This is a genomic window from Thiomicrorhabdus sp. ZW0627, assembly GCF_029767005.1.
Taxonomy (GTDB): domain Bacteria; phylum Pseudomonadota; class Gammaproteobacteria; order Thiomicrospirales; family Thiomicrospiraceae; genus Thiomicrorhabdus.
This window is the reverse complement of sequence record NZ_JARUQR010000001.1, coordinates 263,004-288,423: the sequence shown is the minus strand read 5'-3', so window position 1 is coordinate 288,423 and position 25,420 is coordinate 263,004. Positions and strand designations below refer to the sequence as shown.

At 45.5% G+C, this 25,420-nt stretch carries 26 protein-coding genes; 16 read left to right on the top strand and 10 right to left on the bottom strand.

Going from position 1 to position 25,420, the window contains the following annotated elements; all coding sequences use genetic code 11:
- Nucleotides 1-84: 84 nt before the first annotated feature.
- Nucleotides 85-807 carry a DUF481 domain-containing protein gene (locus QCB45_RS01460; RefSeq protein WP_279418761.1) on the bottom strand — a complete coding sequence of 241 codons (723 nt, stop codon included), beginning with the start codon at nucleotides 805-807 and terminating at the stop codon, nucleotides 85-87.
- Between the two features lie 260 nt (nucleotides 808-1,067).
- Between QCB45_RS01460 and accA the strand changes: the two genes are divergently transcribed.
- From accA to QCB45_RS01430, 6 genes are all read left to right on the top strand, one after another.
- On the top strand, nucleotides 1,068-2,024 hold the full coding sequence (accA, locus tag QCB45_RS01455; RefSeq protein ID WP_279418760.1) for an acetyl-CoA carboxylase carboxyl transferase subunit alpha: 957 nt from the start codon (nucleotides 1,068-1,070) through the stop codon (nucleotides 2,022-2,024).
- 113 nt (nucleotides 2,025-2,137) lie between these two features.
- Nucleotides 2,138-3,514 carry a tRNA lysidine(34) synthetase TilS gene (gene tilS / locus QCB45_RS01450; protein WP_279418759.1) on the top strand — a complete coding sequence of 459 codons (1,377 nt, stop codon included), beginning with the start codon at nucleotides 2,138-2,140 and terminating at the stop codon, nucleotides 3,512-3,514.
- A gap of 146 nt (nucleotides 3,515-3,660) precedes the next feature.
- The gene (locus QCB45_RS01445) at nucleotides 3,661-5,295 is read left to right on the top strand and encodes a CTP synthase (protein WP_279418758.1); all 1,635 of its coding nucleotides are present in this window, start codon (nucleotides 3,661-3,663) and stop codon (nucleotides 5,293-5,295) included.
- 4 nt (nucleotides 5,296-5,299) lie between these two features.
- Nucleotides 5,300-6,133: a 3-deoxy-8-phosphooctulonate synthase gene (gene kdsA, locus QCB45_RS01440; protein WP_279418757.1), complete on the top strand. Its 834-nt coding sequence runs from the start codon at nucleotides 5,300-5,302 to the stop codon at nucleotides 6,131-6,133.
- An 81-nt stretch (nucleotides 6,134-6,214) separates the two neighbouring features.
- Complete coding sequence (eno, locus tag QCB45_RS01435) at nucleotides 6,215-7,495, top strand: phosphopyruvate hydratase (RefSeq protein WP_279418756.1); 1,281 nt, start codon at nucleotides 6,215-6,217, stop codon at nucleotides 7,493-7,495.
- A 47-nt stretch (nucleotides 7,496-7,542) separates the two neighbouring features.
- Nucleotides 7,543-7,908, top strand: a complete 366-nt coding sequence (locus tag QCB45_RS01430; RefSeq protein WP_279418755.1) for a septum formation initiator family protein — start codon at nucleotides 7,543-7,545, stop codon at nucleotides 7,906-7,908.
- Between the two features lie 88 nt (nucleotides 7,909-7,996).
- On the opposite strand, the gene QCB45_RS01425 is transcribed toward QCB45_RS01430, so the two are convergent.
- Nucleotides 7,997-8,554: a Smr/MutS family protein gene (locus QCB45_RS01425; RefSeq protein ID WP_279418754.1), complete on the bottom strand. Its 558-nt coding sequence runs from the start codon at nucleotides 8,552-8,554 to the stop codon at nucleotides 7,997-7,999.
- Nucleotides 8,555-8,603: 49 nt separating this feature from the next.
- Here QCB45_RS01425 and surE point away from each other — a divergent pair, with 49 nt between their 5' ends.
- From surE to QCB45_RS01405, 4 genes are read left to right on the top strand one after another with little or no spacing between them, the layout of a single operon-like run.
- On the top strand, nucleotides 8,604-9,371 hold the full coding sequence (gene surE / locus QCB45_RS01420) for a 5'/3'-nucleotidase SurE (protein ID WP_279418753.1): 768 nt from the start codon (nucleotides 8,604-8,606) through the stop codon (nucleotides 9,369-9,371).
- Nucleotides 9,350-10,099, top strand: a complete 750-nt coding sequence (locus QCB45_RS01415; RefSeq protein WP_279418752.1) for a protein-L-isoaspartate(D-aspartate) O-methyltransferase — start codon at nucleotides 9,350-9,352, stop codon at nucleotides 10,097-10,099. Before surE ends, QCB45_RS01415 begins: the two co-directional genes overlap by 22 nt.
- Complete coding sequence (locus QCB45_RS01410) at nucleotides 10,096-10,674, top strand: DedA family protein (protein ID WP_279418751.1); 579 nt, start codon at nucleotides 10,096-10,098, stop codon at nucleotides 10,672-10,674. Before QCB45_RS01415 ends, QCB45_RS01410 begins: the two co-directional genes overlap by 4 nt.
- On the top strand, nucleotides 10,557-11,450 hold the full coding sequence (locus tag QCB45_RS01405) for a peptidoglycan DD-metalloendopeptidase family protein (RefSeq protein WP_347710065.1): 894 nt from the start codon (nucleotides 10,557-10,559) through the stop codon (nucleotides 11,448-11,450). Before QCB45_RS01410 ends, QCB45_RS01405 begins: the two co-directional genes overlap by 118 nt.
- Nucleotides 11,451-11,461: 11 nt before the next feature.
- Here the strand turns inward: QCB45_RS01405 and QCB45_RS01400 are convergent, their stop codons facing one another.
- Nucleotides 11,462-11,845, bottom strand: a complete 384-nt coding sequence (locus QCB45_RS01400; RefSeq protein ID WP_279418750.1) for an Mth938-like domain-containing protein — start codon at nucleotides 11,843-11,845, stop codon at nucleotides 11,462-11,464.
- 180 nt (nucleotides 11,846-12,025) lie between these two features.
- Here QCB45_RS01400 and alaC point away from each other — a divergent pair, with 180 nt between their 5' ends.
- The 4 genes from alaC (at nucleotide 12,026) to QCB45_RS01380 (ending at nucleotide 17,340) form a co-directional block, all read left to right on the top strand.
- The gene (gene alaC / locus QCB45_RS01395) at nucleotides 12,026-13,222 is read left to right on the top strand and encodes an alanine transaminase (protein WP_279418749.1); all 1,197 of its coding nucleotides are present in this window, start codon (nucleotides 12,026-12,028) and stop codon (nucleotides 13,220-13,222) included.
- Between the two features lie 41 nt (nucleotides 13,223-13,263).
- Complete coding sequence (locus QCB45_RS01390; protein WP_279418748.1) at nucleotides 13,264-14,574, top strand: homoserine dehydrogenase; 1,311 nt, start codon at nucleotides 13,264-13,266, stop codon at nucleotides 14,572-14,574.
- Nucleotides 14,575-14,684: 110 nt separating this feature from the next.
- Nucleotides 14,685-16,160, top strand: a complete 1,476-nt coding sequence (thrC, locus tag QCB45_RS01385; RefSeq protein ID WP_279418747.1) for a threonine synthase — start codon at nucleotides 14,685-14,687, stop codon at nucleotides 16,158-16,160.
- A gap of 145 nt (nucleotides 16,161-16,305) precedes the next feature.
- On the top strand, nucleotides 16,306-17,340 hold the full coding sequence (locus tag QCB45_RS01380) for a hypothetical protein (protein WP_279418746.1): 1,035 nt from the start codon (nucleotides 16,306-16,308) through the stop codon (nucleotides 17,338-17,340).
- Nucleotides 17,341-17,428: 88 nt separating this feature from the next.
- Here QCB45_RS01380 and QCB45_RS01375 read toward each other — a convergent pair whose 3' ends face one another.
- Both QCB45_RS01375 and QCB45_RS01370 read right to left on the bottom strand, forming a co-directional pair.
- Nucleotides 17,429-18,406: an SLAC1 anion channel family protein gene (locus tag QCB45_RS01375; protein ID WP_279418745.1), complete on the bottom strand. Its 978-nt coding sequence runs from the start codon at nucleotides 18,404-18,406 to the stop codon at nucleotides 17,429-17,431.
- 85 nt (nucleotides 18,407-18,491) lie between these two features.
- Entirely contained in the window at nucleotides 18,492-20,255 is a 1,764-nt protein-coding gene (locus tag QCB45_RS01370) for a DHH family phosphoesterase (RefSeq protein WP_279418744.1), read from the bottom strand.
- Between the two features lie 17 nt (nucleotides 20,256-20,272).
- Here QCB45_RS01370 and QCB45_RS01365 point away from each other — a divergent pair, with 17 nt between their 5' ends.
- Nucleotides 20,273-20,905 carry a YqiA/YcfP family alpha/beta fold hydrolase gene (locus tag QCB45_RS01365; RefSeq protein ID WP_279418743.1) on the top strand — a complete coding sequence of 211 codons (633 nt, stop codon included), beginning with the start codon at nucleotides 20,273-20,275 and terminating at the stop codon, nucleotides 20,903-20,905.
- Nucleotides 20,906-20,938: 33 nt separating this feature from the next.
- On the opposite strand, the gene QCB45_RS01360 is transcribed toward QCB45_RS01365, so the two are convergent.
- The 4 genes from QCB45_RS01360 to dksA form a co-directional block, all read right to left on the bottom strand.
- Nucleotides 20,939-21,160, bottom strand: coding sequence for a hypothetical protein (locus tag QCB45_RS01360; RefSeq protein WP_279418742.1), 222 nt, complete (start codon nucleotides 21,158-21,160; stop codon nucleotides 20,939-20,941).
- 34 nt (nucleotides 21,161-21,194) lie between these two features.
- Nucleotides 21,195-21,818 (bottom strand): hypothetical protein, encoded by a 624-nt coding sequence (locus tag QCB45_RS01355; protein WP_279418741.1) that lies wholly within the window; start codon nucleotides 21,816-21,818, stop codon nucleotides 21,195-21,197.
- 15 nt (nucleotides 21,819-21,833) lie between these two features.
- A complete protein-coding gene (locus tag QCB45_RS01350) occupies nucleotides 21,834-23,423 on the bottom strand; it encodes a bifunctional aminoglycoside phosphotransferase/ATP-binding protein (RefSeq protein WP_279418740.1) in 1,590 nt (529 codons plus the stop codon).
- An 80-nt stretch (nucleotides 23,424-23,503) separates the two neighbouring features.
- Nucleotides 23,504-23,932: an RNA polymerase-binding protein DksA gene (gene dksA, locus QCB45_RS01345; RefSeq protein ID WP_279418739.1), complete on the bottom strand. Its 429-nt coding sequence runs from the start codon at nucleotides 23,930-23,932 to the stop codon at nucleotides 23,504-23,506.
- Nucleotides 23,933-24,230: 298 nt separating this feature from the next.
- Here dksA and QCB45_RS01340 point away from each other — a divergent pair, with 298 nt between their 5' ends.
- Nucleotides 24,231-24,992, top strand: coding sequence for an HAD family hydrolase (locus QCB45_RS01340; protein ID WP_279418738.1), 762 nt, complete (start codon nucleotides 24,231-24,233; stop codon nucleotides 24,990-24,992).
- A 66-nt stretch (nucleotides 24,993-25,058) separates the two neighbouring features.
- On the opposite strand, the gene QCB45_RS01335 is transcribed toward QCB45_RS01340, so the two are convergent.
- Nucleotides 25,059-25,409: a HopJ type III effector protein gene (locus QCB45_RS01335; RefSeq protein WP_279418737.1), complete on the bottom strand. Its 351-nt coding sequence runs from the start codon at nucleotides 25,407-25,409 to the stop codon at nucleotides 25,059-25,061.
- Nucleotides 25,410-25,420: the final 11 nt, after the last annotated feature.

Here is a 25,420-nt window from a genome sequence, read left to right as displayed (position 1 = left end):
CCCGGTCTGGTAGACTGAAAACAAAAAAGCCACAAGCTCATTGTTGTGGCTTTTTTATTGATTCAACGTCTGTTCTGGTAAAAATCAGAAGTCATACATCAAAGTGACAATAGTCTGGGTGTCGACCTTCTTAACGCCAGGGGCAGGGTCACTGTTGCTACGGTATTGGTAAGTCGCTTTTAAACTCAGACTTTCCATCATTTTGACCTTGATCCCCGTATTGGTTTCAAGCTTTGTTTGCTCACCACCCGTATAAATAATCGCATCCTGAGTAAATTTTACATGAGGATTAAATGCGTAAGAGTAGTCGCCTTTCAAGCGTCCGATCACCTGGTCAATGTCGTCCGCTACGACATAGTTGGTAGATTGGTAACCGATACCGGCCTCCGCTCGCAATAATGTTTTTTCATCCTTGATGAACGTTTTACCCATACCGACAGTTAACATGGAATCTAAATCTAAATCCGCGAACTTATCTTCTTCAAAACGTGCCTGGATGAAGCTGTAATAATCCTTGTTCTTGGCGTAAAAACGATTGTATTGCAAATCGGCCACGTAACGTTCCTGAGTCTGCTTACCGTCTTCCGACTTATTGTTGATTTCAAATGCAGATTTGAATTCATAAACGTTCTGGATATAGTCGATTTTAAGTGCACCATAAATCGCGGAACTTTCAGTATTACCGGTTGTATTGGTATAACCGAGCTCTCCGGCCCCCTGTAGACCCAATTTATCACCCGCAAAGGCATTTGCACTCAATACGCCTGACAAAATGGCGCCGCTCATCATTAAAGGAATGTGTTTCATAATCGCTATTTCCAAATATCGTGGTTTTGTTTCTCGTTATCGACCAAGATGCAAAGCAATCTACGGAAGCGATAACCAAAATGAAGAAATTAAAGACCGAACAGTATATCAGAGTTTTCTAACATGTTTTACTTAGCAGTCTACGGAAAAACAGTCTTATGATAAAGCCAATTAAAAAAAATCAGTCATATACAGCACATGAAAATGAAGTTTGTTAAAATAGCGAGCTTATTCATATAACTATATTATGGAAATTGAGAATGAAATTAGATTTTTTAGATTTTGAGCAGCCTATTGCTGAATTGGAAGCGAAGATAGACGAGCTTCGCCACTTGGATGGCGCCGATATGAATCTCCTTCAAGAGATCGCAGCACTGGAAACCAAAAGTAAAAATCTAACCGAGTCCATTTTCAAAAACTTGAACGACGTTCAGATCGCTCAGCTCGCCAGACATTCTCAAAGACCTTATACGCTTGATTACATCAAAGAAATTTTTACTGATTTCAAAGAGCTGCATGGTGACCGTGCGTTCGCCGACGACTTGGCGATCGTCGCAGGTCTTGCACGTATTGATGGTCAACCTGTCATGGTCATTGGCCAAGAAAAAGGGCGCGACACCAAAGAGAAAATCAGACGTAACTTCGGCATGCCTCGTCCGGAAGGGTATCGCAAAGCTTTGCGCCTAATGAAAATGGCAGAAAGATTTAACCTACCGATCATCACGTTCATCGACACTCCAGGTGCCTATCCAGGAATTGATGCTGAAGAACGTGGGCAGAGTGAAGCTATTGCCCGTAACTTGATTGAAATGGCTGAACTGAGTGTACCAATCATCTGTACCGTTATCGGTGAAGGTGGTTCCGGTGGGGCTCTGGCGATTGGCGTCGGTGATGTCAGCATGATGATGCAGTACAGCACCTATTCGGTTATTTCGCCGGAAGGCTGTGCTTCCATCCTATGGAAAAACGCGGCGAATGCAAAAGATGCTGCGGAAGCCCTTGGCATCACTGCACCGCGCTTAAAGTCTCTCGGTTTAATCGACGAAATTATTCCAGAACCACTAGGTGGCGCGCATCGTGACCCTAAACTTGCTGCAGCAAACCTTAAGCAAGCTCTGAATCAACAGTTAAACAAACTTTCGGGCATTGCTACGGAAGAGTTGCTGGCCAAACGCTATCAACGCTATATGGATTATGGAAACTTTGAAGTGGCTTAAATGCCTGATTCCTGATCGCAACAAACTAAATACTGTTGAAACGAATAAATCACCGATGTATCCGGTGATTTTTTGTTTTTAAGGCTAGATTCTAATTAGTAAAGGCGTGTTTTGTGACCGATTCATTTTCGATTTTGACATCCGAGATTGAATGCTTTACCTCAGAGATGGCAGGTGAACACACTCTTGTTGTTGCTTTCAGTGGTGGGCTTGACTCAATGGTTCTACTCCACATCCTTTCACAAACTCCGTCCCTTCATGCCCGCCTACATGCTATCCATATCAATCACCAACTCCAATCCCACGCCGATGAATGGGGTGAGCATTGCAGGGAGTTCTGCCTACTTAACGGTATCGAATTCACAGAAACCAAAGTGGACATCGGACAAACTCAACGACAAGGGCTTGAGTCCGTTGCTCGTAAACGCCGCTACGAAGCACTAACTTCAGTGCTACAACCGGGTGACTTTCTTTTGACAGCTCACCACCAGCGAGATCAAGCCGAAACCTTTTTGCTGAATCTTGCTCGAGGCGCAGGTGTGAACGGCCTTGCCTCCATGCCTTATAAGAAAACCTTGTCGCTTTCCAAGGGTGGGCAGGCCTGTCTAATTCGACCTCTCATCAAAGTGCCATACGACGAATTGAGATCCTACGCGGAAACACACAGACTACAATGGGTAGAAGACCCAAGTAATAATGACACCGATTTAAGAAGAAATCTTATCCGCCACAAGATTCTTCCAGAATTCCGACAGGCCTGGTCAAATATCGATGCTCAGATCGAACGATCTGCACAACACATGCAAGAAGCTCATAGTTTGCTACAGGGGCTTGCCGAACAACAACTTCAGGCTCGCGGTTATGGCCGTTACCAAATCGACTTAAACCGATACGACGATCTTGATTGGGTGGCATTGAAGAACCTATTGCGGCACTGGAGTGAATCCGTGTGCGGATTCAACCTAGGTTTTAGTCAACTTCAGTGGATTCATAAACACGGTTTTGAACAACCTAGTACAAAAGCGACCTTAAAATTACCAGTTGGCGAGCTAAGGATTTACCGAAAAAATCTCTATTATCATATTGATTCTTATGCGGATTATTCCATTAGCCTTTCTGACTTAATGACACACTTCAATCATGAGTCATGCAATGAACCAAATTACACATTAAGATTATCTAAAACTTGGTATCAACAACACCGGAAAGACTTAATCGTTCGCAATATCCGAAAATCGGACGGCATCAACCGAAACACCTTGAAAAAATGGTTTCAGACCCATGCGATTCCACCTTGGATTAGACCTTATTGGCCTGTGCTGTGCCTAAACGACAAAATGCTGTCCATTTGGGGTATGCAAGGTGACATTCCTGAAGCTGAATTACAAAGTTCCCTGCAAAAACAAAAACATGAAGGTGAAACCATTGCAATATCTTTAGATGACGATATGATTCATACTATAACGACAAAACAAATAACGATGGAATAATGTCCGGATAGAAATTGCTGAGCCAGCAAACAGGCCTCTTAAATAAGCTAAATAACATTGATGGTTAGGTGCTTTTAGGCTATAATTCGCTTCCATTCTGAAACATCAAAATCTTGATTTCCAACCTTTCAATAAAGTGTGAATAAATGACTAAATTTATTTTTGTGACAGGTGGTGTAGTCTCATCCCTAGGTAAGGGTATTGCGGCTGCTTCATTAGGTGCCTTGCTAGAGGCGCGCGGCCTAAAAGTCAGTATGTTAAAAATGGATCCGTATATCAACGTTGATCCAGGTACCATGAGTCCGTTTCAACATGGCGAGGTTTTCGTTACTGACGACGGTGCCGAAACCGATTTGGATTTAGGCCATTACGAACGTTTTGTTCAAAGACACTTTACGAAAGGCAACAGCTTCTCGACAGGACAGGTCTATGAGCGCGTTATCCGCAAGGAACGTCGTGGAGACTATCTTGGTGGAACCGTTCAGGTCATTCCGCATATTACGGATGAAATTAAGCACCGTATCTTGAAAGCTGCGGAAGGTTATGACGTCGCACTGGTTGAAGTCGGCGGGACTGTGGGGGATATTGAATCTCTACCATTTCTAGAAGCAATCCGTCAGCTAAGCATTGAAGTAGGGCGCGACCGTGCCATGTTTATGCACCTGACGCTTCTTCCTTACATCGCAGTAGCAGGTGAAGTTAAAACCAAACCAACTCAGCACTCTGTTAAGGAGTTGCGCTCAATCGGTATCCAGCCGGATATCTTGATCTGTCGCTCCGAAATTCCGTTGGCGGAAAACGAAAAGACTAAAATTGCGCTTTTCACTAACGTTGAAGAAAAAGCCGTTATTAATTCATTGGATGCAAGAACCATTTATGAAGTTCCTCGCATGCTTCATGAACAAGGCCTGGACGACTTGGTTGTGAACCGTTTTAGGCTGGATCTGCCGGCACCTGATCTTTCAGATTGGGATGCCGTCGTCAACGCCCAACTTAACCCTAAGCGCTCGGTTGAAATTGCCATGGTCGGTAAATACGTCGACCTGACTGAAGCGTACAAATCGCTGATCGAAGCGTTGATTCACGCTGGAATTCATACCAAAACCAAAGTCAACATCCATTACATCGACTCGGAAGAGATCGAAAAATCCGATACTTCCTGCCTGGAGTACATGGACGCGATTCTGGTACCGGGTGGGTTCGGCGAACGTGGCGTGGAAGGAAAGATTTCTGCGATACAGTTCGCACGTGAAAATAAGATCCCTTATTTGGGTATCTGTCTTGGTATGCAAATGGCGGTTGTCGAATACGCCCGCCACGTCGCAGGACTCAAAGATGCGCACAGTAGCGAACTGAACCCGAACACACCACATCCGGTTGTTGCATTGATTACCGAATGGACTGATGAAAACGGTCAAAAGGTTCAGCGTGACGAAGAGACCGACCTTGGCGGTACTATGCGCCTTGGTAGCCAGAACTGCCGCTTGAACGACGGTTCTAAAATCAAGGAAATTTACGGTAGCTCAATGATCAACGAACGTCACCGCCATCGTTATGAAGTGAATGACGGCTACATTTCTAAGCTAGAAGAAGCTGGATTGGTTTTCGCCGGACGTTCAGAAGACGGAACCTTGGTTGAAACCATTGAAATCCCTGAACATCCTTGGTTCGTAGCTTGCCAGTTCCACCCGGAATTCACTTCAACTCCGCGTAACGGACACCCATTATTCACCGCTTTCGTTGAAGCGGCCAACCAGCATCAGCAATCTCAGGGAGCCTGATTTAATGAAATTATGTCACTTTGAAGCAGGCATTGATCAACCTTTATTCTTGATTGCGGGTCCTTGTGTTATCGAATCGGAACAACTCGCCATCGATACAGCTGGCCAGTTGAAAGAGATGACGGACGAGCTTGGTATCCCTTTCATTTTTAAATCGTCCTACGATAAGGCAAACCGCACATCGACCAATAGCTTTCGTGGTCTGGGAATCGAAGAAGGGCTTCGCATTCTGCAAAAAGTCAAAGACGAGATTGGTGTACCAGTTCTGACAGACGTACATGAAGATACGCCGCTTGAGGAAGTGTCGGATGTTGTAGACGTTCTACAGACACCTGCTTTTTTAGTACGCCAAACCAACTTTATTCAGCGTGTCTGTAGCCAGGGCTTGCCGGTCAATATCAAAAAGGGGCAGTTTCAAGCACCTTGGGATATGGATCAGGTTGTCGCCAAAGCGCGTGAAGTAGGCAATGAAAACATTATGGTTTGTGACCGCGGAACCTCTTTCGGTTACAACACACTGGTGTCGGATATGAGGGGCTTATCGACCATGCGCCGCACGGGTTGCCCGGTCGTATTCGATGCCACACACTCGGTACAGCAACCTGGTGGACAAGGAAGCACTTCCGGCGGTCAAAGAGAGATGGTTCCGGTTTTGGCGCGTGCAGCTACAGCGGTTGGAATTTCCGGTTTATTTATGGAAACCCATCCAAATCCGGAAAAGGCATTGAGTGATGGCCCAAACATGTGGCCGATTGGTAATTTAAAACCTTTGCTGACCACCTTGAAACATATAGATGACTTGGTTAAATCTGAAGGGTTCATTGAAAATTCAATTTGACAGTAAAATTGTCATCCGTTTGTTATATAACCGTTTTAAAATAACCAGATATAAAAAATTTAAGTTAAACAGGAAAAAAGAATGTCATTAATTAAAGATATTAAAGCGCGCCAGGTGATCGATTCACGTGGTAACCCTACCGTTGAAGCAGATGTTTATTTGGAAGATGGTTCTTTCGGACGTGGTATCTCTCCATCCGGCGCCTCTACGGGTTCACGCGAAGCGATCGAACTACGTGACGGCGACAAGTCCAAATTTGGCGGTAAAGGCGTTTTAACTGCGGTTAATAACATCAACACGGAAATCAAATCCGCTCTTATCGGTAAAGACGCTACTAACCAGTCTGATATCGATAACACCATGATCGAACTTGACGGTACCGAAAACAAGGGTCGCCTGGGTGCAAACGCTATTTTGGCCGTTTCTATCGCAACAGCACAAGCGGCAGCACAGTCAAAAGGCCTACCGCTGTATGCATACCTTAAGACAGATGATTACAAGATGCCTGTTCCGATGATGAACATTATCAACGGTGGTGAGCACGCTGATAACTCGGTTGACTTCCAGGAATTCATGATCATGCCGGTTGGCGCACCTTCTATGTCTGAAGCAATTCGCTACGGAGCAGAAGTATTCCACGCACTTAAAAAAGTATTGCACGACAAAGGCTACAATACAGCAGTAGGTGATGAAGGTGGTTTCGCGCCAGACCTTAAGTCAAACGAAGAAGCGATTACCGTTATCCTTGAAGCCATCGAAGCAGCTGGCTACAAAGCAGGCGATGACATCATGATTGCTATGGATGCAGCATCTTCCGAACTGTACAAGGACGGTAAATACTTCCTAGCTTCTGAAAACAAAACTCTGACTTCAGCTGAAATGGTTGATTTCCTAGGTGAGTGGGTTAACAAATACCCGATCATCTCGATCGAAGACGGTTTGGATGAGTCTGACTGGGACGGCTTCAAACTACAGACTGAAAAGTTCGGTGATCGTCTGCAGATCGTTGGTGACGATTTGTTCGTTACCAACCCTAAAATCCTTAAAGAAGGGATTGAAAAGGGCATCGCTAACTCTATCCTGATCAAAATTAACCAGATCGGTACTTTGACCGAGACTTTCGAAGCGATTGCAATGGCTAAGAAAGCGGGTTATACCGCGGTTGTTTCTCACCGTTCCGGTGAAACCGAAGACACTGTCATCGCCGACATCGCAGTGGCAACAGGTGCAGGACAGATCAAAACCGGTTCTTTGTCACGTACTGACCGTATCGCCAAGTACAACCAATTGATCCGTATCGAAGAAGCTTTAGGTTCAGAAGCGGTTTACCCTGGTAAAGCTGCATTCTATAACTTGAAGTAATCTGGCGCTTTGATGAGTCCATATTCAGGTCGGAACACAGAAGTTTTATGAAACGTCTTTATCTGATCTTAGGACTCATTCTTGTTATTTTATTAGCTCGCTTGCTCTCATCTAACGGTGGGGTCGGCGAGCTTTTTAGTTTGCAGAATCAACTTATGCAGCTTGAAGATCAGTTGGCCTACCAAAAGAGACAAAATTTAGAGTTGTCCCAACAAGTAAAAGACCTGCAAACCCAAGACAGCTCGGTAGAAACTTTAGCAAGACAGACGTTGGGCATGATCGCCAAAGACGAGGTTTTTGTAGAAGTGATTGAAACAAAACCCAGAAAAGAAAATAGCCTAACAGAAGAAAAGGCAGAAGCCTCGTTGCAAAATGACGGTGTGCCGACAAACAACCAAACAGTTTCACAATAATTCATTTCGAAACTTGCTTCCATTTCGAACAGGCCTGTTCGAAATAAAAATCAACTCTTCACATTAAGTCCATGTTTTAAAAGTAATATTAGCGTGCTTTTAACAGTACATACACGCTACCTGTACCACCGTCTTTAGGTTGTGCGCTACAAAATGCAATCACATTCTTCAGTTGACGAAGACGCTTATTAGCCAAGTTTTTCAGCACAGGTGCATCGGTTTTCGAGTTATACCCTTTACCATGTATGATTAAAACACTGCGCTTGTGCGCCTGATAGCAACGATGCACAAAAGCCTGAAGAGACTCGTCCGCAGAAATTTCGGTCATGCCATGCAGGTCAAGTTCGGCTTCAATCGGAAACTCACCTCGCTTAAGCCGGCTTAATTCCTGAAGACGTAAACCCTTACGGTGATACATCAAACTCTCGAACGCACCCACCGTATCAGCTGTATCAAGCGTCTCAATCACATCCACCTCGGAAACTGCCTGGCGTTGCTTCTGCCTTATTCCCTTCAAGGCTTTTCGATAACGGGCCTGTTGCTGATCGGCTTGATGATGGGACACCTTAGCATTACGGTTAAGCGGTTCCACACCGCTCATCGCTTCAGTAAATAAGGATTTATCTTCTGCTGACAACTTAGACACTATATAATCTTCTTATTATAAAAATTATGGATATGGGTTATTTTACCTGATGAACATTCTGCTCTCCAACGACGACGGTTATTTAGCTCCCGGTATTAAGGTTCTCTTTGACACTTTACGTCAACAAGTCGATTTTAAAGAGCTGGTGATGCTGGCTCCAGATCGTAACCGCAGTGCAGCGAGCAACTCCCTGACTCTACTGGAACCTTTACGCATCCAGAGCCAATCTACCAAAGAACTCCCTAATAACTGCCGCATCTTCAGCGTCAACGGCACACCAACCGATTGCGTTCATCTCGGCATCAACGGTGCTCTAGACTTTCAGCCGAATATTGTCCTTTCAGGCATAAACGACGGTGCCAACATGGGAGACGACGTCCTTTACTCTGGGACGGTCGCTGCCGCGACAGAAGGGCGTTTTCTTGGTAAACCGTCCATTGCGATTTCTTTATGCGGAGACCGTCATTACGAAACCGCAGCTTATGTACTCGTTAAATTTTTAAACCAACTTCCCTCGATCAGCTCGGACACCATTATCAATATCAACGTGCCCGACATCCCGCTAAAAGAACTGAAGGGTATCAAGATCACCCGCTTGGGTAAACGTCACTGCTCGGAACCGGTGGTGAAACAAACCGATCCGCGTGGCAAACCGATTTATTGGATCGGTCCCGCCGGTGATGCGGCCGATGCAGGCGAGGGTACAGATTTTTATGCGGTAGAGCACGGCTACGCCTCTATCACACCGCTTAAGATCGACCTTAGTCACTACGAGATGATGGAAACACTACAACAATGGGCAAAAACGAATCCTTGAACCTGAACGCACTACTGGCTCAACAATTTCTGTCGCAACCAGCGAAATACCCAAACAGCGCCTTTCAACGCCACCAAGGTGTCGGTATGACGTCTCAAAGGACGCGAGACCGTCTCATTCGCAGGCTCGTTGACCTCGGTATAACGGATCAGTCTGTACTTAATGCGATGCGTGTCGTTCCAAGGCACCTTTTTTTGGATGAAGCGATGGGAACCCGCTCTTACGAGGATACAGCTCTACCGATCGGTTACGGTCAAACCATTTCACAACCCATCGTTGTCGCCACGATGACTCAATGGCTACTCGCCGACAGAACCAATGAAACTATGAATAAGGTTTTAGAAATTGGTACCGGTTCCGGCTATCAGACGGCCGTATTATCATTGTTAGTCGATAAATTGTTTAGTGTTGAACGTATCGAGCCTTTGATGAAAAAAGCCAAAGATGTCATTGCATCCTTGGATCTGAGCAACATTACTTTCGACTTGAGTGATGGGCACTGGGGATGGCCATCCAATGCACCTTTCGACGGGATCATTTCAGCCGCAGCGCCTGAAAAGCTTCCTGAAGAACTCATCACCCAACTTAGAACCGGAGGCAGACTTGTCATGCCGATTGGCGAAAAAGAACAATTATTATATGGATTCATCAAAACTTCGACAGGTGTCAAAGAAACCTGCTTGGGCGAAGTACTGTTTGTTCCGATGAAACAAGGGATTGAAGCGTGAGCCTGTTTTCTACTCTTTACGATAAAACTATAACCTGGGCTAAACACCCGAAAGCCCCTTGGTATTTGGGCGGCATGAGTTTCGCCGAATCTTCATTCTTTCCGATTCCACCCGACGTCATGCTCATGCCGATGGCTCTGGCGAAACCGGAAAAAGCGTTCCAATACGCATGGATTGCAACCATTTTCTCACTGATAGGTGGCCTTTTAGGTTATGCCATCGGTTACTGGCTCCTAGAGCTTGTGTGGCCAATGATTCAGTCAATCGGCTACGAGGCACGCTATCATGAAGTTGAAGGATTCTTTGAGGAGTATGGCGTTTGGATCGTATTTGTAGCCGGTTTCAGCCCCATACCTTACAAACTGTTTACAGTTACCGCCGGAGCCACTAACATGGCGCTATTGCCATTTTTACTGGCTTCGTTGGTCGGTCGCGGCGCACGCTTCTTTTTGGTCGCATGGGTGATGAAAGTCGGTGGCGAACGATATCAGGAAAAAATCCGCAAATGGATCGATTGGTTGGGGTGGCTTGCTGTTGCTCTGATCGTATTTTATTTGATCGTAAAACTCACATAAACCATGGCGAAACGATGACTTTCGAATCCCTTCAATACATACGAAAATCAAAGTCCATACAAAGCAAAACGGTGGTAATGGCCTCCACCGTACTTTCCTTCTCTCTTTTGTCAGGTTGCAGCAGCACACCAAGTTCCAATGATTCGGAATATTTACGGTTAGGACAATCTCATTATAGCTCAACAGGCAATGGGCATTCCCGCTGCGGAACGCAATACAAAGTGAAGAGAGGGGATACCTTGAGTACGATCGCGGTCAAATGCAAGATCAACATGGATCAGCTTGCCTACGCAAATGATCTGCTCCCACCTTATACGATCTACCTTAACCAGAAATTAGTGATTCCGCAAAACGGTTCTACGGCAAAAAAACACTTCGAGAGGTCTTTGATTTCCAAGAAATCTGCCTCTTGGAAGTGGCCTATGGACACTAAATTACAATATCAATACAAGAGAGATCCTTCAGGATTGAATTCACTTGAAATCTACGGCGTTCCGGGACTTCCGGTCAAAGCCGTCGAACAAGGCGAGGTAGTCTACGCTGGCGACGGAATCGCGCATTTTGGTTTGCTGGTCATGATCAAGCACCCCAGTGGCTATCTGAGCACTTACGCCCATAACAGCCGCTTACTTGTCAAGGAAGGTCAAGCGGTCAAATCCGGCCAAACAATCGCTTCCCTAGGCGCCAGCGGCGAAACCGATCGACCAAAGCTTTATCTGGAAGCCCGTTATCGAGGCCGAAAGGTCGATGTGAAAAAGCTCTTCAACGGACACTGACGGCTTTCACATCAATCGTTTTCGGGCTCCATGATCAAAGCCAGAACTACCTCTCTATCCTCGGTCGTCAGCACGTTATAAGTACGACAAGCGGCGACATTGTTCATCACTTCCAGTCCGATTCCTTTACGTGCACAATGGGCAAACAGCCTCGGCTCAGGAAAAACTTGTTGTTCACCAGTTCCTAGAATGATGACTTCTGGATTCAGGGACATTAACTGATCCAGATGCCGCTCCTCCAATTTGGAAATATGGTTACAAGACCATTCCCTGACTAATTCCTTCTGATTCAGAAAACAGCTTTGATTGACGACCTGATCGTTGATTTTAACCTCTCCGGATTCGTATCGTTTTACCGCATAAACGTTCGAGTCGCGGTGTTCGGTAAATTTCATAAATTATGGTCCCGTTTTAGATATTTGAAGGCTATCTCAGCATTCGCCACAAATCCGCTATTAAAGCGGATTTAATGATGATTATCAATTGACGAAATGAAATGTTTCTGTATCATTAGTCGTTTATAAAAAATTTCTATTTTACCGCTTTTTTGCGTGGCTTACAGAAGGCTAATTTTCGTGATAGAAGAGTTCCAAAGAATTAAAAGACTTCCACCTTATGTGTTCAACATCGTCGGCGAATTAAAAGCCGAGGCTCGTAGAAGAGGTGAAGACATTATTGACTTCGGTATGGGGAACCCCGACCAAGACACTCCGAAACATATCGTTGATAAATTGATCGAAGTCGTACAACGTGAAGGGACGCATCGTTACTCAGTTTCACAGGGAATTCCGCGTTTACGTAAAGCGATCTGTAACTGGTACAAAAAAAATTACGACGTCGACTTGGATTCAAACACCGAAGCGGTCGTCACGATCGGATCGAAAGAAGGGCTGGCCCACTTGGCTTTAGCTACTGTGGATAAGGGCGATACCGTCCTTGTCCCGAATCCTGCTTATCCGATTCATCCATACGGTTTTGTAATCGCGGGTGCCGACATCCGCCATGTACGCATGACCCCGGAAGTGGACTTTTTTGATGAGCTAGAGAAAGCCATCAAGGAATCCTGGCCAAAACCTAAGATGCTGGTTTTGAACTTTCCTGGTAACCCGACAACTCAGACCGTTGAGCTGGAATTCTTTGAAAAGGTCGTTGCCATTGCTAAAGAGCACGGCATCTGGGTCATTCACGACTTGGCTTATGCAGACATTGTTTTCGACGGCTATAAGGCGCCATCGATTCTGCAAGTCGAAGGGGCGAAAGACATCGCAGTCGAGTTCTACACTTTATCGAAGAGTTACAACATGCCTGGATGGCGTGTCGGATTCATGGTTGGTAACCCGACTTTGGTCAACGCTTTGAAGCGCATGAAATCCTACCTGGATTACGGTACGTTCACGCCAATTCAGGTTGCTGCGATCGCTGCACTTGAAGGCCCGCAGGAGTGCGTTCAGGAAATCTGCGACATGTACAAGCTACGTCGCGATGTACTTTGCCAGGGATTGAACTCGATCGGCTGGAATGTCACACCGCCTAAAGCGACCATGTTCGTATGGGCACCGATTCCTGAAGAGTATAAGTCGATGGGATCGATTGAATTCTCTAAAAAATTGCTGACTGATGCCAAGGTGGCCGTCTCTCCGGGAATCGGCTTCGGTGACTACGGTGACGACTATGTCCGTTTCGGCCTGATCGAAAATGAACACCGTACGCGCCAGGCGATTCGAGGAATTCGTGACATGTTCCGCAAAGACGGATTGATTAAACAAGATTAAACAAAATCACACATAGCAAAACAAACAGGAAACAAGTAAAAATGAAAGCAGTCAAAATTGGTCTATTAGGGTTGGGTACCGTCGGTGGCGGTACCGTTGAAATCCTGCAAAAGTCATTGTCGGAAATTCAGCGACGCCTAGGCCAGACGATTGAAGTTTCCATTATTGCTGTACGTGACCTAAACCGTGCGCGTCCGGTTGACACGACCGGCATTAAAGTGACCGATCAACCAAGCGATGTCGTCAACCATCCGGATGTCGACATCGTCGTCGAACTGATGGGCGGTACCACACTTGCTAAATCACTTCTTGAAACAGCCATTCAGAACGGCAAGCATGTCGTTACCGCCAATAAAGCATTGATTGCAGAATACGGAAACGAACTGTTTGCTCTAGCTGACAAACACAACGTCATCGTTTCTTATGAAGCGGCCGTAGCAGGCGGCATTCCAATCATTAAGGCGATGAGAGAAGGACTGGCAGGTAATGAGATCGAGTGGGTAGCCGGAATCATTAACGGTACTGGAAACTACATCCTTACAGAAATGAAACAGCCGGGTGCCGACTTTGCGACCGTTTTGAAGACTGCTCAAGAACTTGGTTACGCCGAAGCGGATCCGACCTTTGACGTTGAAGGGATTGATGCAGCACACAAACTGACTATCCTGGCTTCCATCGCCTTCGGAATTGAACTTCAGTTCGACAAGGTCTATACCGAGGGCATCAGTAAGGTAAGTGCAGACGACATCCGTTTCGCCTCTCAGCTAGGTTATGAAATTAAGCACCTAGGTATGGCTAGCCGCACCGAGAATGGCTACTCGTTGCGAGTGCATCCTACAATGGTTCCTAAATCGGTACTGATCGCCAACGTTAACGGTGTAATGAACGCGGTTATGGCTTATGGCAACCATGTCGGACCGACTATGTATTACGGCCCGGGAGCCGGGGCAGGGCCGACGGCGAGCGCGGTTGTAGCTGACATTATCGATGTTATTCGCTGGCAGGATCAACCGAAAGAGGATCGTGTGCCGGCACTTGGTTTTAAGGCAGACCACCTAGAGCAGGCACCTGTTGTTTCAATTGATGAAATTGAATCGGCGTATTACATTCGTTGTTTCGCTTTGGATCACGCAGGTGTTTTAGCGAAAATCACCACGATCCTTGCCGAATACAACATCAGTGTTGAGCATATGCTTCAAGAACCGAGTACCAGCAACAAAAACGATGCAACTCTGGTTATGATCACCAATACTGTCAAAGAGTCGGATCTCAATACCGCATTGGCCTCCTTGCAGGCGCTGAAAGAAATCGACGGCGAGATCATGCGTATTCGTGTCGATTCATTAGGCTGAGCGCTTAAATCTATTTAATAGAGGCCGGTTTATAACCGGCTTTGTTATGTTGGATTCGAATTAACTGTATAATTCCCGCTAATTAATATTTTTGTGTTGGACATCTTCTTATGAACTTTATTGAAACACGTGGCAACGACGGCCAATTTCCTTTAGAGATCACTTTTTCCCAAGCGATCCTGAGCCCAATGTCATCTTTCGGAGGCCTTTATTCTCCTAAAAGCCTGCCGAAGCTGGGTCTTGCATTCCTTGAAAAGCACCTGTATTCGGACTATAAGACTCTGGCACGAGCCATTTTGGACGAATTTGAAATCGATATCGAACCGGAAATCATCACGGCCGCATTGAACCTTTACGACCATTTCGATGATCCGAAGAACCCGGTTCCTGTCGTCAAAGTCAGAGAAGACCTGTATGTCAGTGAACTTTATCACGGTCCAACACGTGCTTTCAAAGACATGGCGCTTCAACCTTTCGGAACCGTGCTTTCGGCTATCGCACAAGCCCGTAAAGAAAAATACCTGATTCTGGCGGCCACTTCCGGTGACACCGGCCCGGCTGCTCTGGATACCTTCAGAAACAAAGAAAACGTACAGGTTGCCTGTCTTTATCCGGAAGGCGGTACATCCGATGTACAACGCCTACAGATGGTAACCGAAGATGCCGACAACCTGAAAGTCATCGGCATCAAAGGCGATTTTGATGACGCGCAAAGCGCATTAAAAATGTTACTGACTTCTGAGTCATTTAAAGAGAAGCTCAAGGATAATCAGGTTTCCCTGTCAGCAGCCAATTCTGTTAACTTCGGACGCATCATCTTCCAGACCATTTATCACGTCCACAGCTATCTTGAATTGATTCGCCAGAGTGCGATTCAGCTAGGGGATAAAGTCTACCTGAACGTCCCGAGCGGAAATTTCGGTAATGCGTTGGGTGGATACTACGCTTACAAGATGGGCTTACCGGTCGAACAGATTCTGATCGCATCCAACAACAACAACGTTCTGACTAAGTTCATTCAGACCGGTGTCTATGACTTGAGAAACCTGGAAGTCATTCCGACAACCTCACCGGCAATGGATATCCTTAAGTCCTCCAACATTGAACGCATTTTGTTCGACCTGTTCGGAGCGGCACGTACCAAAGAATTGATGTTCGCTTTGGATAAAGAAAAGCACTATGAACTGACAGCGGATGAATTGGCGCAAATCCAATCCATTTTCGCAGCGGATTTCTGTACCGATGAAGAAGGGGAAGCCTACATCAAGCAAGCGTTTGAAGAAGGTTACCTGATGGACCCTCATACGGCGACTTGTTTCAAATCTTATGAAACCTGTCGAAAACAACCATCATTGAAAACCATCGTCTATTCGACGGCGGAATGGACTAAGTTCTCACCGGTCATCGCCAATGCGATTTCTGGCGTAACCGATCTACACGACATCGATGCACTGAAGATCATCGCCGAAAAAGCCCAGGTTAAAATCCCGGCTAAAATCCAGGCCTTGTTTGATCAGCCGGTCAGCCAGTCCACGGTCATCGATAAAAATGATATAGAAACAGAAATATTGAACTTTCTTGGATAAGATTATCCTAAATTTTCAATAAGATAGAAGTTTCATATCAAGTCATTTAAAACCGGGATTCCCCCGGTTTTTTTGTTATGAAAAACCTGACAACAACCCTATAATTACGACCATAGCGGACTCAAGGTTTAAAAGGTTCAACATCATGTCAAAAGCAGTTACTTTCTGGCTTCCCGGCCTTTTGGACAGCCAAAGAATCCAGGAAGCCGGCCCGGCATTCAAAAGCAAGGATTTTCCGGCCCTACAGATCCTGTTCAAAAAAGCAGATCTGTTTCCGTTACAGTCCAACCTGGGCAAACCTCAAAACCGTGACTTCTACAGCACGGCCTGCCAACTTTTCCATCAATCAAGTACCTTGCCAGTTGCCGCAACTCTGGCGTCCCAGCTCTTTGACGATTTCACAGCCGATGATTTCTGGCTTAAAATCGATCCGGTACAAATGGTTCCGGATCGCGACACATTGGTACTGATTCCCGGTAAGGATTTAGAGATTAAAGAGAGCGAAGCCAAATCCTTGATCGAAAGCTTCAATCAACACTTCGAACAGGACCGTGTTCGCATCGAATACGGCAGCCCTACGGATTGGTTCCTACGGATCAAACAACCTATCGACCTGCACACCCAATCGTTAGAAGCGGTCAGCTATCGATCGATCGAAGGTAACAACCCGACTGGCAACGCTGCACAATACTGGCGCCAATTGCTTAATGAAGCCTCTATGCTGTTCTTTAATCACGAAGTCAATGAATCGCGTCGAAATGATGGCTTAGCGGAGATTAATGGCGTGTGGCTCTGGGGAGAAGGGCAGTTAAACCACAATGCCCTGTTTAAACGTGAAAACGCCATGATCTGGTCCAACGACCACTATTTGAAGTCAATGGCAGCGCTCTGTGACGCACGTTCAACTCCTTTTCCACAAACCCGACAGGCCTGGTCTCTGGAGGAGGGTGAGCAACACCTATTGATGCCGGATACCATTTACTACAAACTCGAACATCTCAGCATGGAAGAGTGGCTTGAAACCCTCGACTGGCTAGAAAACGAATGGATGAAGCCACTGCTGGCCTTACTGAAGGAAAAAAAGATAAATTCTTTATTGCTTGAACTCGGTGATGGCTACCGCTATCACATTCAGCCGCAGCACCTTAGGCGCTTTTGGAGAATCAAGAACCGCCTTTAATCGTGTAAAACTCATAAGAATGAATTGTTTCACAAAAAAAGCCCATTCTAGATGGGCTTTTTTATTAAATCACATGGGTGGTTAAGGATTAATTGTCCGGCGTACAAATTTTATTATTTATTACCCCTAATGAAGTTTTATAAAACAGCCAGCCAATCATGACAACCAATCCGACCATAATAACAGCACCAATCCATTGATATCCGGTACTATGGAGTGCGGTTCCCATCATGAATGAAGAGATCGCCATCGCCGCCAACGGGAAAGTATAGGCCCACCAGGAAAGCGCGAAACTCAATTTACGGAATTTATTGATTGAGAAAAGCAGAAACAGCGTAAAGAACAGAGCGAAGAAATATAAAATACGGGCAAACGCATCAACTTCCCAATGATTCAACGTCAGATAAGAAATGCAACCTACCGCTGGTGGAGCGATAAAAATAAACAGCGTCGGCATCAACTTTTCCGGCAACGGCGGATGGAAGATAAGACGGTATAGTAAAACCGCTTTCAAAAGCGGCCAAAAGACAATTCCTATTGCAAAGAAGAACCAACTGATGTCACCGGGAACGTGCTGTACACCAGCTATCGGTACAATGATGTTACCGACAATCGGAATAAACCAAGCGGGATTTGAATGTTCGATCTTGAATAAATCGTGGTAAATCCAGCTATACAGCAGCCACAAGGTCAGTACTAATTGCAATGACGCCCCCAGTAGCCATAGATTGAACGAGGTTTTGACCTGCTCCAACTCCCAGAATCCGACACTTAGCAATAACAGACTAATGGAGATGGTTGGTATGAAATTCATCTTCACCGGGTGCTTCATCTCCGCCCAAAACGCATCTTTGAAACGTAATACTTTATATAGATAACTCGCCAGGAGAACAGCGAATAAAACAGCAGTGAACATTAACAGGTATTGACCGGTAGCCGGACCCCATTCGATTACCGAACCGGATTTCATAAAAGCGATGCTTAGTCCCGCAATTCCCATAACCATGCCGAAAAAACTTGCAGGAAAATACTGCAACTTCTGCAAACCTGAATTTGCCTGATTCATGAATAACCCTCTAATTTTTCAATGTGAAAGATGACGCAAACCATCTTCCCAAAAGAAAGCAGAATAGACAATCATTCAGGCTGAATTAGACGCTTTTTTGCATCCATTGCAGACGCAATTGGAGTTGTGTGCGTCCACCGAAATGATTCAGACCGGGCTGATAGACACAAGTCACGCGATCTTTAGGACGAAACGGCATAACGTCGTCCTCGTGCTGCTTGGCATTGAAGTAGATAGCTTGAAGCGTCTTTCCGTTATCGGTGCGTAGTCTGCAAGACAGGTGAACCTTGGTTTGTCCGACTTCTTTGATCTGAACAATTTCGAACTCACCTGAAAAGCTAGGTTGTGGCCATTCCCGTCCGTAAGGTTCCAATATATTCAAATGATAAATCAATTCAGGAACGAGTAAATGGTCTTCCAGCTGACCGTCGGTTTCCAGAAGCGGAACAGGGGGCTTGTCACCCAATTGGTTTTGCACCGCTTGTTCGAAAAGCTCCGCGAAGACGGAATACTTCTCGATTGGAATCATGCAACCAGCAGCCCCCTTATGTCCGCCCATCGATCTGAATAGTGCGTCATCCTGTTCAGACATCCACTGGAAGGCTTCACGCAAATCGACGTCTGAGACGATCCCACGGCCACTGCCCGCCAGGTAGCCGTCATTCAAATCCGTCAGAATAACGGTCGGCAAACCGAACTTCTCACCAATTCGTGTGGCAATAATGCCCTGAATCCCAGCATTACCCTGCAAAGCCACGGCCAAAGTATATTTTTGCGGATGATACAGTTCACCGGCTTTTTGTTGTGCGTCTTCCAACATTTGCTGCTGTTGCGAGCGGCGATCCTGATTATCCGCATCTAGCTGATCAAGGTAACCTTTGGCCTCATTTTCCGTCTCTGCCGTCAGGAAATGATAAGCCGTCGTGACATCACTTACCCGGCTAGCGGCGTTAATACGTGTAGCGACCTGAAACGCCAGATACTCGGCATTAAATGGTTCTCCCTGATTGTCATTAAGCGCTTTCATCGCACGCCAGCTTGGCTGGTCGAATTGGTTGATGAACTGCAAACCGGCGTTGACGATTGCTCGGTTATTAGGGCTTTTAAGACTGACACTATCTGCAATCGTTCCCAATGCAACATTCATAGAGAGCGCCTTGAGGGAAGGGCTGTCAGGTTGAAGATAGCCTCGTTGAACCAAGGCTTGTCTCACCTGCGTCATAACCAGAAAGATCACGAAACATCCTGCAATGGTTTTATCGTATTCACAACCTTCCTGCTGAGGGTTGACGGTACAGGCTGCGCTCACCGGCACACCCTCGATCGGCATCTGATGGTGGTCAGTTACGCAAACATCGATACCAGCCTGTTTTAGCCGTTGAATCCTTGGCTCGTCGCTCGATCCCTGGTCTGCGGAAATCACCAATGAAATCGGATCCTCGATTGCCAAGATACGTTCACACACTTCATCGGTAATGCCATAGCCGGTTTTACGATCCCCAATTACATGGATTACACGTTCCTTTGGGACACCGAAGTAATCAATTAAAGCTGTAACGGCAACCCATGCGGAAGTCACGCCATCGGTATCGTAATCGGTCGCTAAAACGATCGCACCGTCCGATTGAATCGCATCAGCAATCAACTGGGCGGCCTGTTGGGAGTTTTTTAAAGCGTCGGGATGCTGGATATGTTTTAATTTAGGAAAAACCGTTTCCGGTAACTTTTCGATGGTGTCCGTTCGTTGTGCGACCAATCTGGCTTGGATATCCGACAAACCCAGTTTGATACAGGCTGAATGGACTTCTTGGGAAAAGGGACGTTGAACGATTTCAGGTGTTTTAATCATAAGGAAATTTTAACAGAATGCAGCAATGCGGTGGCGTCTATCTACACGGCTTTTTAAGCAGCGGCAACAGCCAGAAAGGGCAGTGGCTCAAACAGCGTTTGAAAAACGTTACCGCATCTAACAACCAAGCTGTCTCCTGCAAACTTTTCACGCCCAGTTACTCCATGCAGAATCCCTCGCAAAGCGTCGATTTCCTACAGGCGTACATTGAAGATACAGGCCTTCCAAGTTCCCATGTCCCGTGGTTCCTAATCGGTTCCTCGATGGGTGGATTCTATGCACAGTACCTAGCCCAACAATATCGTGTGCCTTACATCATGATCAATCCTGCACTGGACCCAGTCGGCCTGATGAAAGACTACATGGGTGAACATCAAAACCCTTACAGTGGTGAAACGATAATAATCGATGAAACCTATCGAAACGATCTGGCCAATTACTACTGCAAGCCCAATGATGAAATACCGTGCTTGCTGTTATTGGATGAGAAGGATGAAGTTATTCCGTATCGACAATCATATGAAATGTATCGAACCGGAAACCCGAATCATGTAACACGACTGTTCAATGGGGGAAGTCATGCTTTCGAGCATATGTCGGAAGCGGAAGAAGAGATTAGAAATTTTTTAAAAAAGAGTGTGACTAAATAGGCTTGTAAGTCCTGAGAGCTAAAAGTTTAGCTATCAAGCCATGACATCAAGCAGGGTACCAATCATACCGTCATAGGTTTTCAAGGCTTTAGTCGAAGCTTGAACCTGCTTTTCGACCTGTGTATTGTCGACCAAGGCTTCCATTTGCTCGCCACTTTGCGGATTAACGATTTTCTGGGTGTTATCCGCCAAGCGTTCAAAACCTTGATTGATCCCCGTTAAAGCGATCGAGGCGGGATTGTTCTGAACATTCATATCTTGTTACCGTCGAATTCCATATTAATCATTTTTACTTTTCCGCAATCGCATAAGGTGATTCGGTTTTAACTGTGTACTCTACAAATACATTACCCAGTTTTTCACTACCTTCACGATCGATTACAACACTCATAGTATCATCTTCCCAACGGTAACTGGAATACGTCAAAGTGCCTCCCCAGCCTTTTGTCTCAACTTGTAACGGTTGCCCCAAATCAGGAATCAGTTGCAGTGCAACCTCTTTGGTACTGATTGCTGTACGTCGATTACTGTTTTCGGTCGAATAGGGGCGGTAAAGTCTTTTCACGGAAGTGACATTCCCTGCGTTATTGTAGTGAAACTCGACATAATAACTGTCACGAATGCGCGACTTAGTAAAAAACTTGTCGATATTTCGCTGCCGCACCGTTGAACGTGCCTGGTCAAAACCGCCGATTGCCCAAAGATGTTCACGTACCTTATTGAGGTCAGCGGATTTCAGCTCGAGCCCAAGAAAGCGCACTGCACTTAAATCAACAGACGCGTCGGATTTCGTCGGATTACCAGCAGCTTTGGCTGAAGACATTGCCAATAATCCAATTCCGAAAATTTTTACCCAAAGTCGATACATACCTTTGTCACTCGCCAGCCTTGAAACCGTTTTAGAAACGATCATTGATAAATTTCTTTATCAGGTTAACGGCAGTTGCAGGAATTCTTGAATCTTATTTCTAGGAAAAACCTTACGCAACCCTTCTGCCGAAAGCGTTAATGAAGGCTCCGATTTACTCGGGGGCTCAATAAATTCAAGCTGTCGATTCATCACCGCTTCATCAGCATCCGAAGGACTCAAATCAGCAAGAGAACGCTGGCGAATGGAGACTTCAGCCGTATCAGTATCAGTTTCAATATAAATTAGGTAGGGCTCACACCCCAAAGAACGCGCGGTTTCATAAAAAGGGAGACGATGTTCCGATTTTAAGAAGGTCGCATCGACAATGACCGATTGCCCTTGCTCAAGAAGCTGTTTAGAAAGCGCTAGCAACTTCGCATAAGTCTTGCGACTCATCTCTGCCGAATATAAAGTGGATTTCTCTTCCTCCGGGACACGAGTTGTCTGGGAAATGCCATAGAGCCGCTTACGTTCAATATCTGAACTGATCACTACAGCATCTAGTTCCGACAGCAGTTGTTCGGCAAAATGGCTTTTTCCAGAACCGGAAACACCTTGCAACACTATCAACTTATTGGAAGAAGACGTAAGCGCATAGCCTTCCGCCTGCTCGATATACTGTAACGTTATCGTTCTATAGTGTTGATATTCAATTGAATTTTTAGGAATCTGCCCCAAGCGTAGTGCGGAAATCTTCGCCCGAACCAAAGCACGGTAAACCTGATAAAACCTCAGCAATTTCAAAGCAGCATAATCTCCGGTAAACCCAAGATAGGTGCTCAAAATTCGTCTTCTTAAAGCTTGTTTATCCCTAAAATCCAAATCAATTAGTAGAAAAGCCAAGTCACTAATCACATCTATCCAACGGAATTCATCGTTAAACTCGATTCCATCAAACAGAGTGGGGCGGTCATCAATTAACGTGATGTTATCGAGATGAAGATCACCATGGCATTCACGAACAAAACCGAGTTTCTTGCGATTGACCAAGTCCTCTTGTAGATCTGCAAAACGTTGATGAGTCCAATTCAGGAGATTTTCCAACCGTGGCTTGTATTCCGAGGTACAGTTTTCAAGCAGTGTCGGGAAATTATCCAACATCGGCTGTAGGATGGTTTTAGGCTCCCCAAGATGGGAGTCACCCTCAACAATCCGTGCATTGAGATGTAATTGACTGATTTGCTTGGCTAGTTCCCGTTCCTGTGCTTTCGACAGGTCATGATCACTTAGATAGCGCCCCAATACACCGTTGGGGTCGAACTGATTCATCTTAAGCAGATATTCAATCGGTTTGGCGGATGAACCACCAGCGAGATTCTGATCAAACGTAATTCTTCCATTCGTATCCAAAAACAGAGGAACGACATCCAGATAGAGATTTGGGGCCGTACGTTGATTCAAACGTAATTCTTGTTCGCAGAAATGCTTGCGCGAATCAAGTTGTGTGAAATCCAGAAAACCGAAATCGACCGGTTTCTTAAGTTTATAGGCATAAGGGCCCGTTAAGAACACCACGGAGATATGGGTTTCGATGGTAGTGATGACTTCAACAGAGTGGGGATAGCTTTCAGGCAAACACAGACTGTCAATGAGTTGTTCTGTATTCAAAATCGATACTTTATAAGAAAATTAAACAAAAAAGCCAAGTTGATTAGACTTGGCTTATCAAAACAGAAATGCGGAGCGAATTATGCAACCCCTTGCTTCTCGCGAATCTCTTGTTTACGTTTCATTTCAACTGTCAATGTAGCAGTAGGTCGAGCTTCCATACGCCCTAAACCAATCTCTTCACCGCTCATTTTGCAATAACCGTACTCACCGCTTTCAATGTCTTTCAACGACTTATCGATTTTAGCAATCAGCTTTCTTTCACGATCACGGGTACGAAGTTCCAGTGCGAACTCTTCTTCCTGAGAGGCACGATCGTTTGGATCTGCCGGTGTTTCCGAATCTTTCTGCAAGTGAGAAACCGTAGAATTGGCTTCATCAAGCAACTGTTGCTTCCAGGCCAATAGTTTTTTTCTGAAATGTTCCAGCATACGCGGACTCATGTATTCCTCACCCTCTTCAGGCACGTAAGGAGGGTAATCCTCAATAAAGTCTGTCTGAATATCCATCTGTTTTTCTCCCAAAAAGACGGAGTCTTTTTGTCGTATTAGTTTATCTATTATTTTTTGTTTTCAGAATTTCATATAAGTCCCGTAAAAAGCAGGGGTGGCATTTCCGGCCTTAGAATAAAATTCCTAACAGCATTTTATAGCAGGTTTTATATGAGGCAACAAGCAAAATTTTTTTTCGATTAGCACAATAAAACTCTAATTTTTGTCGACAAGAAAACTTGTATTACTTGCTATTCGTCCCTATATCTATGAGAATTCTTCAACAATTTCATCAAGTACTAGGGGATTAATCCTTATGGCAACATTACAAGCACTATTATTCGACGTTGACGGAACTTTGGCCGACACGGAAAAGGACGGACACCGCGTTGCGTTCAACTTGGCTTTTGAGAAGGCAGGTTTGGACTGGCATTGGGATGAAGCCCTATATGGCGAACTGCTTGCAGTAACAGGCGGTAAAGAACGCATCCGTTTCTATCTGGAAAAGTTCAACACCGATTTCGAAAAACCTGGAGATTTTGATGATTTCGTCAAAGGTCTACACGCTTCCAAAACAGATTTTTACACCAAACTGCTGGCAGAAGGTGCGATTCCACTTCGTCCGGGCGTTGAACGTCTAATTAATGAAGCGCGCGAAAGCGGCATGCGCATGGCTGTGGTCACAACCACTACACCTGCAAACGTTACGGCTTTGTTGGAAAGCACCTTGGGACCGGATTCTGAAAGCTGGTTTGAAGTGATTGCCGCAGGTGACATCGTTCCGGCCAAAAAACCGGCTCCGGACATTTACGACTGGGCTTTGGAACAGATGAACCTAAAACCGGAAGAAGCGATTGCGTTTGAAGATTCTTCGAACGGTATCCAGTCTTCTACAGGTGCAAACGTTAAGACCATCATCACCATCAATGACTATACGAAAGAAGATGACTTCAGTGATGCGCACTTGGTATTGGATCACATGGGTGAATCCGACCAATCGTTCTCAGTCATCGCGGGTGAAAACCACGGTCACGATTATCTTGACTTGGAACTTGTCAAGAAAGTTCACGCTAACTGATATTATTAGCGTCCTCTAAAGCAAAATCACCAGGCCTGGTGATTTTGCAATTCTCTCTTTGCTCTATTAAGCCTTTTTTACCAAAGCTACACCGTCAAACTCGATACCATTCCAACCGGTCTGCATAAAATTGCGGATATTCTGGTGATCCTGGTTATCAGGGTGTTGTAGTACATCCACCATGTAATAGTCACCAAATGCATTCAATGTCATCTGTTCATCAAGTCCATTCAATTTAGCGAAAGCAAAAATCTTACACGAACCATTATTAGTTCCGGACTCGTTCACGGCATCCCCATTAGTGAAGCGGGTAGGGGTAAACTCATATTCTGCATCGATCGTTTGCATAACCATCTCAAATGCTACCGCGCCGCGGCTTAAAGAATCGATCAAATCTTGAGTGGACAAATGGCTCATACTAATTTCCT

Coding starts and splice junctions, on each gene's coding strand:
- QCB45_RS01430 (WP_279418755.1), top strand. CDS start 7,543: ATGAAACGTCTTTATCTGATCTTAGGACTCATTCTTGTTATTTTATTA.
- QCB45_RS01375 (WP_279418745.1), bottom strand. CDS start 18,406: ATGAATCAGGCAAATTCAGGTTTGCAGAAGTTGCAGTATTTTCCTGCA.
- surE (WP_279418753.1), top strand. CDS start 8,604: ATGAACATTCTGCTCTCCAACGACGACGGTTATTTAGCTCCCGGTATT.
- QCB45_RS01360 (WP_279418742.1), bottom strand. CDS start 21,160: ATGAATGTTCAGAACAATCCCGCCTCGATCGCTTTAACGGGGATCAAT.
- eno (WP_279418756.1), top strand. CDS start 6,215: ATGTCATTAATTAAAGATATTAAAGCGCGCCAGGTGATCGATTCACGT.
- QCB45_RS01370 (WP_279418744.1), bottom strand. CDS start 20,255: ATGATTAAAACACCTGAAATCGTTCAACGTCCCTTTTCCCAAGAAGTC.
- QCB45_RS01445 (WP_279418758.1), top strand. CDS start 3,661: ATGACTAAATTTATTTTTGTGACAGGTGGTGTAGTCTCATCCCTAGGT.
- QCB45_RS01365 (WP_279418743.1), top strand. CDS start 20,273: ATGCAGCAATGCGGTGGCGTCTATCTACACGGCTTTTTAAGCAGCGGC.
- QCB45_RS01335 (WP_279418737.1), bottom strand. CDS start 25,409: ATGAGCCATTTGTCCACTCAAGATTTGATCGATTCTTTAAGCCGCGGC.
- thrC (WP_279418747.1), top strand. CDS start 14,685: ATGAACTTTATTGAAACACGTGGCAACGACGGCCAATTTCCTTTAGAG.
- dksA (WP_279418739.1), bottom strand. CDS start 23,932: ATGGATATTCAGACAGACTTTATTGAGGATTACCCTCCTTACGTGCCT.
- QCB45_RS01400 (WP_279418750.1), bottom strand. CDS start 11,845: ATGAAATTTACCGAACACCGCGACTCGAACGTTTATGCGGTAAAACGA.
- QCB45_RS01390 (WP_279418748.1), top strand. CDS start 13,264: ATGAAAGCAGTCAAAATTGGTCTATTAGGGTTGGGTACCGTCGGTGGC.
- QCB45_RS01340 (WP_279418738.1), top strand. CDS start 24,231: ATGGCAACATTACAAGCACTATTATTCGACGTTGACGGAACTTTGGCC.
- QCB45_RS01415 (WP_279418752.1), top strand. CDS start 9,350: ATGGGCAAAAACGAATCCTTGAACCTGAACGCACTACTGGCTCAACAA.
- kdsA (WP_279418757.1), top strand. CDS start 5,300: ATGAAATTATGTCACTTTGAAGCAGGCATTGATCAACCTTTATTCTTG.
- QCB45_RS01380 (WP_279418746.1), top strand. CDS start 16,306: ATGTCAAAAGCAGTTACTTTCTGGCTTCCCGGCCTTTTGGACAGCCAA.
- QCB45_RS01405 (WP_347710065.1), top strand. CDS start 10,557: ATGGGTGATGAAAGTCGGTGGCGAACGATATCAGGAAAAAATCCGCAA.
- accA (WP_279418760.1), top strand. CDS start 1,068: ATGAAATTAGATTTTTTAGATTTTGAGCAGCCTATTGCTGAATTGGAA.
- QCB45_RS01355 (WP_279418741.1), bottom strand. CDS start 21,818: ATGATCGTTTCTAAAACGGTTTCAAGGCTGGCGAGTGACAAAGGTATG.
- QCB45_RS01460 (WP_279418761.1), bottom strand. CDS start 807: ATGAAACACATTCCTTTAATGATGAGCGGCGCCATTTTGTCAGGCGTA.